Raw genomic sequence first — 15,315 nt, 5'->3', positions numbered from 1 at the left:
GATGTTAAGTCCCGCCGCGTCCGGCCTCGGTCCACAGCGCGGCCATGGCGCGCAGCAGCGACTCCTCGACCACCGGCTTGAACAGCACCGGCACGCCCGACTCGCGCACGCGCTGCAGCCGCGGCGGCGCGGTCTCGCCGGTCACCAGCAGCAGCGGCAACCGGCCGCCCTGGCTCCGGCGCAGCCGCAGCCCGGCGTCGAGGCCGTCGGAGCCGTCGGCCAGCCGGTAGTCGCACAACAGCAGGTCGTAGGGCCGGCCCTCGGCGCCGGCGCGCGCCAGCGCCTGCGCGGCGGCGGCCTCGTCGGCCACCGCGTGCAGGTCGATCGCGTGTTGGCGCAGCAGGCCGGTCATGGCATCGCGGATGTCGGCCTCGTCGTCGACCAGCAGCACGCGGCGCGGCATCGGTTCGATGCGCGGCATCGGCGCGCGCGGCCCGAACGAAGGCGCGGGCGTGAAGGACTGGCGCCATGGCGGCGCGGCCGCGACGGCGGGCGCGCAGGCCTCGTCGCGCGCCGGCGCGGCGGGCACCACCACGCGCACGTGCGTGCCCCGGCCCAGGCGCGAATGCATCTGCACCGGATGGCCGAGCAGGCGCGACAGCCGCTGCACGATCGCCAGCCCGATGCCCAGCCCGCGCGAGCGGTCGCGGCCGGGGTTGTCGATCTGGTAGAACTCCTCGAAGATCCGGCCCGACTGCTCGGGCGCGATGCCGATGCCGGTGTCGCGCACCTCGATCCACACCACTTCGCCGCGCTCGCGCGCGATCACCGACACCCCGCCGCGCCAGGTGTACTTGAGCGCGTTGTCCATCAGGTTCGACAGCATGCGGTGCAGCAGTTGCGGATCGCTGCGCACCCACAGCCCGCTGGCGCGCACGCGCAGCTGCAGCTGGCGCTGCTCGGCCTGGGCCGAGAAGGTGTGGTTGAGCGTGAGGAACATCGCATCGAGCGGCACCGCGTCGAGCACCGGCGCGACCACGCCGGCATCGAGCCGCGACACGTCGAGCATGGTGTCGAGCGAATGGCCCAGCGCATGCACCGCGCGCATCAGCCGCTCGGCGTTGCGGCCTTCGGGACGGTGGCGCAGCTCGTTCTCGAGCGCCGCGCCGAACAGCGCGATCGCATGCAGCGGCTGGCGCAGGTCGTGGCTCGCGGTGCCGAGGAAGCGGCTCTTCTCCTGGCTCGCGCGCTCGGTGGCCACCACCTGCTCGCCCAGCCGCGCGGCCAGCACCTCGTTGCGAAAGCGCAGCCGCAGCGCCTCGTCGAGCACGCGGTGCTGGCGCGTCGCGATGCGCAGGGTGAGCACCAGGTGCACCGCGCCGAACACCGCGAGGAACAGGTGCACGCCATCGCCCTGCCAGGCCAGCGCGAGCACCAGCCCCGCCATCATCGGGATGCCGTAGCCGTACAGCGCGGGCTTGAGCGAGCACAGCGACTGCATCGAGCGGGTCCAGCCGCTCATGATGACCACCACCAGCAGCGTGGTCGTCACCAGGTCGTCGGGCGCCATGAAGAAGGCCGGCACGGGGGCCGCGACGAGGCTCAGCAGCGTGACCTGCGCGGCATAGCGGCGGGCCCAGGCCGCGCTCATGGCATCGGGGATGCCGGCATGCCAGCGCGGCGCCAGCAGCACCGCGAGATCGGTGGCGACCACCAGTCCCAGCCACGACAGCGCGGCGACCGAGCTGCGCTCGAAGGTGGCGACGCCGAGCGCGATGGCGAAGCCGATGTGGGTGGCGACCGAGACGTTGCGCGAGCCGTAGAACGAACCCAGGTGCTCGCGCAGCACGCGCTGCGCGAGGGCACGGTCGAGGGGCTCGCCGTTCGGGTCGCGGGCTGCGGCGCTGGTCATCGGGACGATTCTGGGGACCGCCCCCGGTGCTCGGAAGTGCCCTAAGTCATGGGACGAACCAGCGGTCGGCCCACTGGTTGAGCGGCTTCAGCCGCCGCACCAGCTCGGCGCCCGACTCGGTCAGCGCATAGCCCGCGTCGACCAGCGTCACGATCCCGGTGGCGCGCAGCTCCTTCAGGCGGTCGTTGAGCACCGAGGGCGACATCTCGCCGCAACTGGTGCGCAGCGCGCGAAAGCTCTGCGGCTGGCCGTCGCGCAGCTCCCACAGCACGCGCAGGGTGCCCTTGCGGCCGAGCTGCTCGAGCAGCCGCATGACGGGACGGCGGTGCGCCGCGGGGGCTTCGGCGGGATCGTTCTCTTGCATGGTCGGGGGCGAGTCGCGTGCGTTACTTCGCTACGAATTTCGTAGCGATTTCAAGCCATTCTATGCAAGGAGCCCCCCATGACTGCAGAGACCGCGCCCCGCATCCCGCCGCTCGAGGCGCCCTACCCCGAAGGCATCGCCGAACTGCTCGCGCGCATGACGCCACCGCAGGCCCCCGAGGTGCTGGCGCTGTTCCGGGTGCTGGCCGTGAATCCCCGGCTCGCCGAGCGCACGCTGGAGTTGGGCCGCCACTTCCTGGGCCGCAAGGCCTCGATCTCGCTGCGCGAGCGCGAGCTCGTGATCCTGCGCGTGTGCGCGCGTTGCGGTGCCGAGTACGAATGGGGCGTGCACTGGAGTGGCTTCGCCGACGCGGCCGGCCTCGGCGAGGCCGAGCGGCGGGCGACGGCCGGGCGCGACGCGGACCTGTCCCCACTGCAGCCGCGCGACGCCCTGCTGCTGCGCATGGTCGACCAGTTGCACGACACGGGCGACATCGACGATGCGCTGTGGCATGCCCTCGGCGAGTACTGGGACCACGCGCAGTGTCTCGAGCTGATGATGCTCGCGGGCTGGTACCACGCGGTGAGCTACGTCTGCAACGCGGCGCGCGTGCCGCTCGAGCGCTGGGCCGCGCGCTGGTAGTTCAGGCGCCGTTCTTCTCGGCGCGCATCAGGCGCAGCCCGTTCGCCACCACCAGCAGGCTCGCGCCCATGTCGGCGAACACGGCCATCCACATGGTCGCGCTGCCGAACACCGCGAGCACGAAGAACACGCCCTTGATGCCGAGCGCCAGCGTGATGTTCTGCCACAGCACGGCGTGCGCGCGGCGCGACAGCCGGATGGTCTCGGGAATGCGGCGCAGGTCGTCGTTCATGATGACCACGTCGGCCGCCTCCATCGCGGTGTCGGTGCCGGCGCCGCCCATCGCGAAGCCGATGTCGGCCTGCGCGAGCGCGGGCGCGTCGTTGATGCCGTCGCCGGTCATGGCGGCCATGCCGTAGCGCTGCTGCATCGCCTTCACGGCATCGAGCTTCTCCTCGGGCAGCAGGTTGCCGCGCACGTCCTCGATGCCGGCATGCGCGCCGATGGTCCGGGCGGTGGCGGCGTTGTCGCCGGTCAGCATCACGGGCACCACGCCGAGCGCGCGCAGTTCGGCCACGGCCGCCTGCGACGAGGGCTTGATGGTGTCGGCCACGGCGAACAGCGCGAGCACCGCCTGCGGCGAGGCCAGCAGGGTGACGGTGCGGCCGGCTTCCTCGTGGCGCTTCAGCGCGGCCTCGATCGCGGGCGTGCAGAGGCCGCGTTCCTCGATCAGCCGGTGGTTGGCCAGCGCGTAGCGTTGGCCGCCGTGCACGGCTTCCACGCCGCGGCCCGGCAGCGCCGCGAAGTCCTGCACCTCCTCGAGCGCATGGTCGACCGACTTCAGCCCCTCGGCGATGGCCCTGGACACCGGGTGGTCGGAGCGCCCCGCGATGCTGGCCGCGATGGCGAGCACGGCCGCGTCGCCGCCGGCCGTGGCGCCGAGCACCTCGGACTCGACCAGCCTGGGCTTGCCCTCGGTGATGGTGCCGGTCTTGTCGAGCGCCACCGCCTTGAGCTTGCGCGCCTCCTCGAGGTAGGTGCCGCCCTTGATCAGGATGCCGCGCCGCGCGGCCGAGGCCAGCGCGCTCACCACCGTCACCGGCGTGGAGATCACCAGCGCGCAGGGGCAGGCGATGACCAGCAGCACCAGCGCCTTGTAGATCGCCTCGAGCCAGGTCCAGCCCATGGCCCAGGGCGTGAACAGCGCGATGGCCAAAGCGAGCGCGAACACGGCCGGCGTGTAGATCGCGGCGAAGCGGTCGACGAAGCGCTGCGTGGGCGCGCGCGTGCCCTGCGCCTCCTCCACCGCGTGGATGATGCGCGCCAGCGTGGTGTTGGCGGCCACCGCGGTGACGCGGAACTCGAGCCCCGCGGTCTGGTTGATGGTGCCGGCGAAGACGGTGTCGCCCACGGTCTTGTCGACCGGGATGCTCTCGCCCGTGACCGGCGCCTGGTCGATCGCGCTGCTGCCGGCCGTGACCACGCCGTCGAGCGCCACGCGCTCGCCGGGGCGGATGCGCACCACCGCGCCCAGCGGCACCTCGCTCGCGGGCACCGTCCGCCAGCCGCCATCGGGCTGGCGCACCTCGGCCTGCTCGGGCGCCAGCGCCAGCAGGCTCTGGATCGCGTTGCGCGCGCGGTCCACGGCGCGTGCCTCGATCAGCTCGGCGATCGCATAGAGCGCCATCACCATCGCGGCCTCGGGCCACTGGCCGATGAAGAAGGCGCCGGTCACGGCCACCGCCATCAGCGCATTGATGTTGAGCCGGCCGCGCACCAGCGCCGCGAAGCCCTTCTTGTAGGTATCGAGACCCGCGAGCGCGATGGCCGCGAGCGCGAGTCCCATCTCGAAGGCCATGAAGCCCTTGCCCTCGAGCGCGAGGAAGGAGATGGACTCGGCGCCGATGGCGAGCACCAGCGCCGCGACCAGGCGCGCGAGGCCGGCGCTCTTCCAGCCCGCGGGCTCGATGGCGCGCGCCGCGCCCGGCGCGGGCGCGGCCACCGGTTCGGGCTTGAAGCCGGCCTTGCGGATCGCCGCCAGGGCCTCGGCCAGCGCGGCTTCGTCGGCGGTGATCGCCATCGTGCGTTCGCCGAGCCGGAAGCGCAGCGCGCCGATGCCGGCCACGGGCTCGAGCGCGCGGCGGATCTCGGACTCCTCGACCGCGCAGTCCATGGTGGGAATGCGGAACAGCGTCGCGCCCTTGGGCAGGTCGGCCGCCTCCGGCGCCGACACGAAGGCCGACACCGAGGCCGAGCCGCAGCCCGTGTGGCTGCAGCAGGCGTCGTGCGCCGGCGGCGCGGCCGCGGGCGCATGGCCGTGATCGTGCGCATGGCCGTGGTCGTGGCCGTGCGCGCCGGCGGGCCGGATATCCCTGTCGAGCGTGTTCTGGTTCGTCATGGGCTCGATTGAAAACCCTGAAGCAGGTGTAGAGTCAAACGCAGTGCCCCCACCCGCTGGCGGGGCTTCGCCGGCCCACCCGGCCCGCCCTCCTCGCCAGCCTTCCATCTGCCGCATCATGAAAATCGGTGACCTGGCCAAGGCCGCGAACACGCCCGTCGAGACCATCCGCTACTACGAGCGCGAAGGCCTGCTGCCCGCGCCCGCGCGCACCGAGGGCAACTACCGCATCTACGGCGAGGACCATGCGCAGCGCCTGGGCTTCGTGCGCCGCTGCCGCTCGCTCGACATGACGCTCGACGAGATCCGCAGCCTGCTGAAATTCCGCGATGCGCCGCAGGAGGACTGCGGCGAGGTCAACCAGCTGCTCGACGACCACATCGGCCATGTGGCGGCGCGCATCGCCGAGCTGCGCACGCTCGAGAAGCAGCTGAAGGCGCTGCGCCGGCAATGCGGCGGCGCCGATGCGGCCCAGCCCTGCGGGATCATCCAGGAGCTCGACGCGGCCGCGCTCGAGCCCGAGGGCTTCGGCCAGCACGCGGGGCACGTGCACGGCGCGCTGCACGCGCCCGCGCGCCGCTAGCGGCCGGGCCCGGGCTTCATCCGCAGAGCTCGATCCAGCGCCGAAGCCGGCCCGCCACGCGCGGTGTGTTGAGGCGGGCGACCGAGCCTTCCATGTCCTCGCCGCCCTCGACCTGGCACAGCAGCACCACCTCCTCGCGTGCGGCGCCGGTGCCGAAGAATCCCTCGCCATCGAGCTGCGCCATCGCGGCGATGCAGGCCTCGAAGAGGCCGTCGTGCAGCACGTCGAAATCGACGCCGCAGGGCAGGTCCTCGCGGTGGCAGGCCAGGATCATGCGGTAGGCGATGTCGAGGAACTCGCCGCCATCGTCGTGGGACCACTCGCCGGAGCTCCAGATCTCGCTCTCGTCCTCCATCTCGCCCGGTTCGCCCAGGGCGAGGTCGCTGGCGGCATGCACGATCGTCATCGCGCTCTCGTCGCTGCCCAGCGCGAAAAGCCGGAAGGTCCGCTCGGGCTCGGCCGCGCGAATGGCCTCGAAGGCGCGGCGGGCGCCCTCGCGGATCTCGGTCGTGAGCAGCACGAAGTCGACGCGGGCCGGGTCGTGGATGCCTTGGCGCACCCGCACGTAGCCCTGGGCCTCGATCTCGCGGCTGCGCTGCGCCAGGGCCTCCATCGCGGCCTGGGGGCTGGCGAACTCGGCGACGCTCGAGCGACCCCAGGTCTGCACCTTGCCGCTCGCGGCCCAGAGCGAATTGCCGAACTGCCGCAGCTCGTGGAAGTCGGTGGGCCGCTCATCCTCGAAACGATGGAACAGCGCCCAGCTCACGTCACTTCCCCACCAGCTGCGTGAGCTTCTCCGCCTCGAAGCACTCGTCGCGCGCCGCGTCGCCGGGCACGCAATCCCTGGTGCCGGGATGGGCCGAGAGCTTCTCGATCGCCTGCCACAGCAGCGCGATCTGGTGCTCCTGGCTCGAGGCGTTGTCGATCAGGCCGCGCAGCGCCTGGCTCAGCGGATCGTCGTCCTGCGTGATGCCGTAGGCGGTGAATTTCTGCGGCACGGTCACGTCGGCGCTCTCGCCGGCCTTCGAGGGAATGATGCGCGCCGGGATGCCGACCGCGGTCGCGCCCGCTGGCACCGGCTTGATGACCACCGCGTTGCTGCCGATCTTGGCGCCGTCGCCCACCACGAAGCCGCCCAGCACCTTGGCGCCGGCGCTCACCACCACGTTGCGGCCCAGCGTCGGATGGCGCTTGGTGCCCTTGTAGAGCGAGGTGCCGCCCAGGGTCACGCCCTGGTAGATGGTGCAGCCGTCGCCGACCTCGGCGGTCTCGCCGATCACCACGCCCATGGCATGGTCGAAGAAGACCTCGCGGCCGATCTTGGCGGCCGGGTGGATCTCGATGCCGGTGAGCCAGCGCGCCATGTGCGCGATGAAGCGCGCGGGCCACTTGAAGCCATGGTTCCAGCAGGCGTGGGCCCAGCGATGCAGCACCACGGCATGCAGGCCCGGGTAGACCGTGAGCACCTCCCAGGCGCTGCGCGCGGCGGGGTCGCGTTCGAGGATGCACCGGATGTCGGCGCGCAGGCGAGAGAACATCGCTGCCTTCGTATGTTTTGGTTATGACGATAGGGGCCGCGCAGTCTATAGCCGGGCCTCATCGCGTACGGACGATGGGGTTTTAGCGCCGGATCTTGCCGGCCGCCGCCTCGCTCATCGCCTTGGCGATGCCGCGCAGGATGTGGATCTCCTCGGCCGTGGGCTGGGCCCGGTTGAACAGCTGCTGCAGCCGCGGCATCAGCTTCTTGGGCGCCTCGGGATCGAGGAAGCCCACCTCCACCAGCGAGCGCTCCCAATGCTCGAGCATGCCGGCCACGGCCTGGGCATCGGCCGCCGGCGGCGGCGCGACCGCGTCGCGCGCCGCGAAGCCGCCGAGCGCGAGCCGCCATTCGTAGGCGATCACCTGGATCGCGGCGCCGAGGTTGAGCGAGCCGAAGTTCGGGTCGGTGGGAATGCTCAGCGCGACGTGGCAGCGGTAGACGTCCTCGTTGCGCATGCCGAAGCGCTCGGAGCCGAACAGGAAGGCCACGTGCTCGTCGCCCCGCGCGGCCAGCGGGCCCAGGTGCTCGCGCGGGGTGCGCGTGGGCGGGCCGAAGTCGCGCGGCACCATCGCGGTGGCGCACAGGTGGGTCACGCCGTCGAGCGCCTCGTCGAGCGTCTCGACGATGCGCGCATTGGCCAGCACATCGAGCGCGCCGCTCGCGCGCTGGATGGTTTCCTCGCGCCGCAGCACGTTGGCCCAGCGCGGCGCGACCAGCACGAGTTCGCCGAAACCCATGGTCTTCATGGCGCGGGCGGCGGCGCCCACGTTGCCGGCGTGGCTGGTCTGGATCAGGATGAAACGGGTGCGCATGGAGGGGTGGGGAGACAGGGAGCGGCCGAGCCGGTAAAATCCCCCGATTCTCGCCGCCCGCATCGCCGGGCCGGTTTCCGGGTCCTTCAGGGACCCACCCCCCAGTTCTTCCAGTCAGTCAGGAACGACAGCCGTGGCCGCCCGGGCCTTTGCCGGGCCCGCGCAGGCGTTCCGCTCACGCTCACAATTCAGAATGTCGTCCCCCAACCTGCATCCCATGCTCAACGTGGCCGTGAAGGCCGCTCGCGCCGCCGGCGCCATCATCAACCGCGCCGCGCTCGACGTCGAGGCCGTGCGCATCTCCCAGAAGCATGTGAACGATTTCGTCACCGAGATCGACCACGCGAGCGAGCAGGCCATCATCGAAACGCTTCTCACGGCGTACCCGGGGCACGGCATCCTGGCCGAGGAATCGGGCTCCGAGCACGGTGCCAAGGATTCCGACTACGTCTGGATCATCGATCCGCTCGACGGCACCACCAACTTCATCCACGGCTTTCCGTTCTACTGCGTGTCGATCGCGCTGTCGGTGCGCGGCAAGATCGAGCAGGCCGTGGTCTACGACCCCACGCGCAACGACCTGTTCACCGCCACCAAGGGCCGCGGCGCCTACGTCAACGACCGCCGCATCCGCGTCTCCAAGCGCACCCGGCTGTCCGAGTCGCTGGTGGCCACCGGCTTCCCGTTCCGCACCGGCGACAACTTCAAGCAGTACCTGGCCATCATGGCCGACCTGATGCCGCGCATGGCCGGCCTGCGCCGCCCCGGCGCCGCCGCGCTCGACCTCGCCTACGTGGCCGCCGGCTACACCGATGCCTTCTTCGAGACCGGCCTCAACCCCTGGGACGTGGCGGCCGGCTCGCTGCTGGTGACCGAGGCCGGCGGCCTGATCGGCAACTTCACGGGCGAGCCCGACTTCATCGACCAGCGCGAATGCCTGGCCGGCGCGCCGCGCATCTACGGCCAGCTCGTGCCGCTGCTGGCCAAGTACTCGAAGTTCGCGAGCGTCGACGACAAGCTGCGCGCCAGCGACCGCGTGCGCGCGATCGCCGCCGCGAGCAAGCCGCAGGCCGAGGGCTCGGCCGACATCTACGCGCGCAGCACCGTGACCGAGATGGGCCCCGCGGAAGACGCCGAGGCGCCCGCCGCCGCCGCCGCTGCCCCGGCCAAGCGCAAGCTCACCCGCATCCGCCGCGACGCCCCCGCCGCCACCGGCCCGTTCGAGGGCGACGCTTCCGCCAAGTGATGGCAGGGGCCCGCGCCATCGGCGGCGAGACCCAGGCCTCGGTGCTGCAGCAGCGCCTGCGCGCCGCGCTGCGCATCGCGCTGAGCCACTACGTCGCCAGCGGCCTCACGGTCGCGCTCGGCCTGCTGTTCATCTCGGGCGGCGTGCATTTCTGGCTCGGCACCGTCGCGGCATCCTCGGCCGCGGTCGGCGTCATCGTCACCGCGCCGCCCGACCTGCCGGGCCCGCGCCGCGGCAAGTTCTGGCAGATGCTGCCTGCGCCGCTGATCGGGCTGCCGCTGTTCTTCGCCGTGCAGATGCTGCACGCCGCGCCGATCCGGCTCGGCCTGCTGCTGGTGCCGGCCACCTTTTTCGCCTTCCTGGCCATGGCCTGGGGCAAGCGCGGCATCCCGATCGCGATCGCCGTGATGTTCTCGATGATCTTCTCGATGGCCACGCCCACGCCGCACGGCATGGCCGAAGCCATCGAGCGCACCTGGCACTTCGGCCTCGGCGCCGGGCTGTACGTGCTGTGGTCGGTGCTCGCCAACCTGATCCTCAACACGCGCTTTCGCGTGCAGTCGGTGGCCGACGTGCTGTATTCGCTGGCCGCGCTGATGCGCACCGAGGCCAGCCAGTTCACGCCCAAGGACGAGACCGGCGACGTGCGCGAGACCCCCGCGCCGATGCTGGGCCGCCTGCTGCGCGAGCAGGCCGCGCTGGCCGACCAGCTGCAGGCCACGCGCGACATCGTGCTCGAGTCGCCGCGCACGCCGCGCCGCCAGCGGCTGGCCGCGATGCTGGTGATCGTGCTCGAGATGCGCGACCAGCTGCTCGCGAGCGAGCTCGATCTCGACGCGCTCAAGACCCATCCCGCACACGCCGATGCGCTGGTCGAGATGCGCTGCGTGCTCGAGGAACTGGCCGAGGACACGATCGCGCTGGCCGACGCGCTGCTCATGGGCCGCCATCCGCACCTCGTGGCCGACCGCCGGCCGCGCCTCGCCGCGATCCACGTCGATGGCGAGGATTCGGCCGGCCATCCGCATCCGGTGCTGCCCGGCCCCAACGCCGCCATGCTCGCGCGCGGCCTCGCGAGCCGCATCGGCCACATCAACGACGAGGTGCTGCGCCTGTCGGCCATGGCGCGCGGCGACGCCGAGCCCAACCTCGCCGTGGTGCGCGCCAACTGGCAGATGTTCGTGAGCCCCACCGACTGGTCGTGGCGCCCCTTCTTCACCCTGTGGCGCTGGGACGCGCCACCGCTGCGCCACGCGATCCGCGCCGCGCTCGCGATCGCGGCCGGCTACGCGGTCGCGGTGTCGATGCCCTGGGGCTCGCACGACTACTGGATCCTGCTGACCATCGTGGTGGTGCTGCGCGGCAGCCTCTCGCAGACGCTCGAGCGGCGCAACCACCGCGTGGCCGGCACCCTGCTGGGCTGCGTGCTCGCGGTCGGCCTGCTGTCGGCCCATCTCTCGGCGCTCGGGCTGCTGGCCGTGCTCACCATCGCGCAGGCCATCGCCCACAGCTTCGCGGTGCGGCGCTACCTGATCACCGCGGTGGCCGCCACCGTGCTGGGCCTGCTGCAGGCCCACATGCTCAACACCGGCGCGGCGCCGCTGTTCGCGCTGTTCGAGCGCATCGCCGACACGCTGATCGGCGCCGCGCTCGCCTGGGCCTTCTGCTACGTGCTGCCCTCGTGGGAGCGCGGCCAGATCCCGGCGCTGGTGGCGCGCGTGCTGACCGCGCAGGCACGCCATGCGCGGCTCGCGCTGGGCCTGGGCCAGCTGCAGACCGTCGACAGCAGCCCCGAGCTCGAATGGCGGCTCGCGCGCCGCGAGGCCTTCGACAGCCTCTCGGCGCTGGTGCAGGCCACGCAGCGTTCGCTGTCCGAACCGCGCGCGGTGCAGCCGCCGGTCGAGCCGCTCGAGCACCTGCAGGCCCACAGCTACCAGCTGCTGGCGCAGCTCAGCGCGGTCAAGTCGATGCTGGTGCTGCGGCGCGACCGCCTCACGCCCGGCGAGGTCGAGGGGCCGCTCGCGCGCACCACGCAGCGCATCGAGGCCGCGATCGGCGCGGTGCCCACCTCGGGCCCCACGCAGCCCGAGAGCACGGCCTCCACCGCCGTCGGCGGCCCGATTCCGCTGCCCGATCCCTTCGACAACGACATCAGCCCCTGGCTGCTGCGCCGGCTCGACCTGGCGACCGCGCTGTCGACCCAATTGCGAGACGATGCGGCCCGAATTCTTCAAGCATTGAACGAACAGGAAGCTTCGGGACTCGCATCGGCATGACCCTGATGCAATCCATCCTCTCCCATCCCTGGTTCGGCACCTGGCTGGCTGCCGTCATCGCCGTTCCCGTCGCCCTCGTCGTCCACCGCATCGGCGGCATGGTGCTCAAGCGCATCACGCGCCCCGCGCCCGCCATCCACGCCCTGGTGGTGGCCTGCCATGCCCCCGCGCGCGTGGTGCTGCCGCTGATCGCGCTGCAGATGGTGTGGCAGGCCACGCCCGAGGACCTGCGCTACATCGCGAGCGTGCGCCACCTCAACGGCCTGCTGCTGATCGCGGCCACCACCTGGCTCGCGCTCAAGGCTATCGGCGGCTTCGCCGACGGCGTGCTCGCGCAGCATCCGTCGGACATTGCCGACAACCTGCAGGCGCGCCGCGTGCTCACCCAGACCCGCGTGCTCGCGCGCACCGCCATGACCGTGGTGGTGATCGCCGGCGGCGCCATGATGCTCATGACCTTCCCGGGCGCGCGCCAGGTCGGCGCCAGCCTGCTGGCCTCGGCCGGCGTGATCGGCATCGTGGCCGGCCTCGCGGCCAAGCCGGTGTTCAGCAACCTCATCGCCGGCCTGCAGCTCGCGCTCGCGCAGCCGATCCGCATCGACGACGTGCTCGTGGTCGAGGGCGAATGGGGCCGCGTCGAGGAGATCACCGGCACCTTCGTCGTGCTCAAGATCTGGGACGAGCGCCGGCTGATCCTGCCGCTGACCTACTTCATCGAGAAGCCGTTCCAGAACTGGACCCGCCACTCCTCGCAGATCCTCGGCTCGGTGTTCGTCTATGCCGACTACGGCATGCCGCTGGCGCCGCTGCGCGCCGAGGTCGAGCGCATCGTGAAGGCCTCGCCCGAATGGGACGGCCGCTTCTTCAACCTTCGCGTGACCGATGCCACCGAGCGCACCATGCAGATCCGCGTGCTGTGCACCGCCGCCACCTCGGGCATGGCCTTCGACCTGCGCTGCAACGTGCGCGAGGGGCTGATCGATTTCATGCAGCGTGAGTACCCGCAGCACCTGCCGAAGGTGCGCGTGGGCAACGACCACCCGGCCGAGCGCGAGCCCGGCCCGCTGCAGCCGCAGGCCGTGGCCTGAGCCGCGCCTTCCATTCCGAGCGTGCCGCGTTGAAGCCCGATCCCGAACCCCGAGGCCCGCTGGTACGCGCCCTGTTCTATGCCTTCGCCGTGCTGTGCCTGGTGCTCGGCCTCATCGGCGTGGTGGTGCCGGGCATGCCGACCACCGTCTTCATCCTGCTGGCCGCCTGGGCCGCGGCGCGCAGCTCGCCGCGGCTGCATGCCTGGCTGCTCGGCCACCGCATCTTCGGGCCGCTGCTGCACAACTGGGCCCACGGCCGCACCGTGAGCCGGCGCGCCAAGTGGAGCGCCACCGTCACCATGGCGCTGTGCGCCGTGATCGTCTCGTACACCGCGCACCGGGCCTGGACCGCGGTGCTCGCGATCGGCTGCATGGCGGTGGTGCTGGCCTGGCTGTGGTCGCGGCCGCTGCCACCGCCCTGAACCGCGCCCCTCCGCGTTTCCCCGTTATCCCGCCCTACGCCATCCGACTCGCCAGCGTCGGCCAGAAAGGAAGAACGACATGAAGACCGAAGACATCGACGCCGCCCCCGACAGCACCGCCGCGCGCGTCGCGCTCTGGCGTGCGCTGCATGTGGAGGCCGACGCGCCGCCGCATGTGCTCGACGATCGGATCGGCCTGCGCTTGCTGGACCCGCCGCCCGGCTGGCGCGAGCGTGGCGACATGGACCCGGACTTCACCCGCCCCTTCCGCGCGTCGATCGTGGCGCGCGCCCGCTTCATCGAGGACCTGGTCGCGGAACACGCAGCCCTCGGCACCGACCAGTACGTGATCCTCGGCGCCGGCCTCGACAGCTTCGCGCAACGCCGCCCCGAGCTCGCGTCGCACCTGCGCATCTACGAGATCGACCGACCCGGCCCACAGGCCTGGAAGCACCGGCGCCTGCGGGAACTGGGCTTCGGGCTGCCCGAGGGGCTGCGCTTCGTGCCGGTCGACTTCGAGGCAGGCGCCTCGTGGCGCGACGGGCTCGCGGCCGCCGGCTTCGATGCCAAGCGGCCCGCCATCGTGGTCTCGACCGGCGTCAGCATGTACCTGAGCCGCGAGGCCAACCAGGCCACCTTGCGCGAGGTCGCGTCGTTCGCGCCGGGCACGCGCTTCGCGATGAGCTTCCTGCTGCCGCTCGAGATGGCCGACCCCGCCGTGCGTCCCGGGCTCGAGATGGCGGTCAAGGGCGCGCGCGCCAGCGGCACGCCCTTCGTGAGCTTCTTCGCGCCGCAAGAAGCCGTGGCGCTCGCACGCGACGCGGGCTTTGCCGAAGCGACGCATGTCTCGGCCGCCGACCTGAGCGGGCGCTACTTCGCGGATCGAAGCGATGGCCTGCGTCCGCCCGATGGCGCGGAAGACCTGCTGGTCGCAAGCGTCCAGGGGTCCTAGGCGCCCTTGCGCATCGACGGCAGCGCGAGATTCGTGAACGCCCGCAGCAGCCACTCGACCGGCCCGTAGGCGAAGCGCCCCATCCACCAGCGGCTCAGCGGCAGCTGGCAGCCGAAGATCGCGAAGGCGATCCCCATCGCCGCGAGCGGCGGCGTCGCGCCGATCCAGCGCAGCCCATAGGCCAGGAACAGCCAGGCGCAGACCGCCGACTGCAGCAGGTAGTTCGACAGCGCCATGCGCCCCGCGGGCGCGAGCCAGCTTTCGAGCACGCGGCCGCGCGGCGTGCGGAACAGCAACACCAGCGCGCAGGCATAGGCGGCGCTCAGGAACGGTGCCGTGAGCAGCGTGACCGAGAGCCCGAGGAAATCGCGCACCGCGCCATCGACGCGCAGCGCCGACTGGGCATAGAAGGCCGCGCCCGGCAGTCCCACCGCCAGCCCCCAGGCCAGCAGGCGCCGGAACAGCGGCAGCCGCGCGCCGGTATCGGCCAGCAGCGCATGCCGCCCCGCGACGAAGCCCGCGAAGAACATCGCGAGCGCCGTCGGTGCCTGCACCAGCGCCGTGAGCCACCAGATCTGCGACAGCTCGCGCAGGTGCTGCACGATCACCGTCATCGGCGTGCCGCGGTAGGCCGCCAGCGCCGAGGCGGCTTCCGCGTAGGCACTGCGCAGGTCCATCGATCCGCCGCCCAGCGCGAACGACAGCAGCGCGCTGAAGGCGGCCCACAGCAGCGCGGTGCCCAGCACCAGCGCGATTCCGGCGCCCAGCAGCAAGCGGTCGCCGCGCCGGTGCAGCAACAGCAGCACCAGGCCGATCACGCCATAGGTCGTGAGGATGTCGCCCTGATAGAGCAGCACCGCATGCGCCACGCCCAGCAGCCACAGCCCCAGCAGCCTTCGCGCCATGCGCGGCGCGAAGGCGCGGCCCGCGCGCTGCGCGGCCTCCTTCTGCAGCAGGAAGCTGTAGCCGAACAGGAACGAGAACAGCAGATAGAACTTGGTCTCGAAGACGAAGGTGCGCACGAACACCGCGAGCCGCTCGGGCAGCGGATTCGCGAGCGGATCGGGCAGCCCCGTGCCGTAGTAGGTCGAGGCGAAGGTCGCGATGTTGACCACCAGGATGCCCAGCAGCGCGAAGCCGCGCAGCGCATCGACCGTGGTCTGGCGCTGCGGCGCTTCGGCCTCGCTGGCTCCTCCCATG

General features: G+C 71.8%; 14 protein-coding genes. 7 read left to right on the top strand and 7 right to left on the bottom strand.

Annotation, left to right across the window (positions count from 1 at the left end):
* Positions 1-4 precede the first annotated feature (4 nt).
* Together ACEN9J_RS30785 and ACEN9J_RS30780 are read right to left on the bottom strand one after the other, a co-directional pair.
* On the bottom strand, positions 5-1,852 hold the full coding sequence (locus tag ACEN9J_RS30785; RefSeq protein WP_413762908.1) for a hybrid sensor histidine kinase/response regulator: 1,848 nt from the start codon (positions 1,850-1,852) through the stop codon (positions 5-7).
* A 46-nt stretch (positions 1,853-1,898) separates the two neighbouring features.
* Entirely contained in the window at positions 1,899-2,216 is a 318-nt protein-coding gene (locus tag ACEN9J_RS30780; RefSeq protein WP_413762907.1) for a winged helix-turn-helix transcriptional regulator, read from the bottom strand.
* A 78-nt stretch (positions 2,217-2,294) separates the two neighbouring features.
* Between ACEN9J_RS30780 and ACEN9J_RS30775 the strand changes: the two genes are divergently transcribed.
* A complete protein-coding gene (locus ACEN9J_RS30775) occupies positions 2,295-2,858 on the top strand; it encodes a carboxymuconolactone decarboxylase family protein (RefSeq protein ID WP_413762906.1) in 564 nt (187 codons plus the stop codon).
* Between the two features lies 1 nt (position 2,859).
* On the opposite strand, the gene ACEN9J_RS30770 is transcribed toward ACEN9J_RS30775, so the two are convergent.
* A complete protein-coding gene (locus tag ACEN9J_RS30770; protein WP_413762905.1) occupies positions 2,860-5,196 on the bottom strand; it encodes a heavy metal translocating P-type ATPase in 2,337 nt (778 codons plus the stop codon).
* A gap of 118 nt (positions 5,197-5,314) precedes the next feature.
* On the opposite strand from ACEN9J_RS30770, the gene cadR reads away from it, so the two are divergent.
* Complete coding sequence (cadR, locus tag ACEN9J_RS30765) at positions 5,315-5,779, top strand: Cd(II)/Pb(II)-responsive transcriptional regulator (protein ID WP_057594856.1); 465 nt, start codon at positions 5,315-5,317, stop codon at positions 5,777-5,779.
* 16 nt (positions 5,780-5,795) lie between these two features.
* On the opposite strand, the gene ACEN9J_RS30760 is transcribed toward cadR, so the two are convergent.
* From ACEN9J_RS30760 to ACEN9J_RS30750, 3 genes are all read right to left on the bottom strand, one after another.
* A complete protein-coding gene (locus ACEN9J_RS30760) occupies positions 5,796-6,545 on the bottom strand; it encodes a DUF4303 domain-containing protein (protein WP_413762904.1) in 750 nt (249 codons plus the stop codon).
* A gap of 1 nt (position 6,546) precedes the next feature.
* Positions 6,547-7,317: a serine O-acetyltransferase gene (cysE, locus tag ACEN9J_RS30755; protein ID WP_057594858.1), complete on the bottom strand. Its 771-nt coding sequence runs from the start codon at positions 7,315-7,317 to the stop codon at positions 6,547-6,549.
* 82 nt (positions 7,318-7,399) lie between these two features.
* Positions 7,400-8,131 (bottom strand): RNA methyltransferase, encoded by a 732-nt coding sequence (locus ACEN9J_RS30750; protein ID WP_057594859.1) that lies wholly within the window; start codon positions 8,129-8,131, stop codon positions 7,400-7,402.
* A 193-nt stretch (positions 8,132-8,324) separates the two neighbouring features.
* Here ACEN9J_RS30750 and ACEN9J_RS30745 point away from each other — a divergent pair, with 193 nt between their 5' ends.
* The 5 genes from ACEN9J_RS30745 (at position 8,325) to ACEN9J_RS30725 (ending at position 14,115) form a co-directional block, all read left to right on the top strand.
* A complete protein-coding gene (locus tag ACEN9J_RS30745) occupies positions 8,325-9,377 on the top strand; it encodes an inositol monophosphatase family protein (protein WP_057598651.1) in 1,053 nt (350 codons plus the stop codon).
* On the top strand, positions 9,377-11,653 hold the full coding sequence (locus tag ACEN9J_RS30740) for an FUSC family membrane protein (RefSeq protein ID WP_413762903.1): 2,277 nt from the start codon (positions 9,377-9,379) through the stop codon (positions 11,651-11,653). The genes ACEN9J_RS30745 and ACEN9J_RS30740 overlap by 1 nt, the downstream gene beginning before the upstream one ends.
* Positions 11,654-11,658: 5 nt before the next feature.
* The gene (locus ACEN9J_RS30735) at positions 11,659-12,741 is read left to right on the top strand and encodes a mechanosensitive ion channel family protein (RefSeq protein ID WP_409976550.1); all 1,083 of its coding nucleotides are present in this window, start codon (positions 11,659-11,661) and stop codon (positions 12,739-12,741) included.
* A 29-nt stretch (positions 12,742-12,770) separates the two neighbouring features.
* Complete coding sequence (locus ACEN9J_RS30730) at positions 12,771-13,163, top strand: YbaN family protein (RefSeq protein ID WP_203201969.1); 393 nt, start codon at positions 12,771-12,773, stop codon at positions 13,161-13,163.
* Between the two features lie 79 nt (positions 13,164-13,242).
* Entirely contained in the window at positions 13,243-14,115 is an 873-nt protein-coding gene (locus ACEN9J_RS30725; protein ID WP_261212531.1) for a class I SAM-dependent methyltransferase, read from the top strand.
* Here ACEN9J_RS30725 and ACEN9J_RS30720 read toward each other — a convergent pair.
* Positions 14,112-15,314, bottom strand: coding sequence for a DUF418 domain-containing protein (locus ACEN9J_RS30720; RefSeq protein ID WP_413762902.1), 1,203 nt, complete (start codon positions 15,312-15,314; stop codon positions 14,112-14,114). The genes ACEN9J_RS30725 and ACEN9J_RS30720 overlap by 4 nt on opposite strands.
* Position 15,315 lies beyond the last annotated feature (1 nt).

The organism is Variovorax sp. Varisp41 (assembly GCF_047325085.1).
Classification (GTDB): Bacteria; Pseudomonadota; Gammaproteobacteria; order Burkholderiales; family Burkholderiaceae_C; genus Variovorax.
Note: the sequence above shows the minus strand (reverse complement) of the source record. Positions and strands in the feature narration are given on the sequence as shown.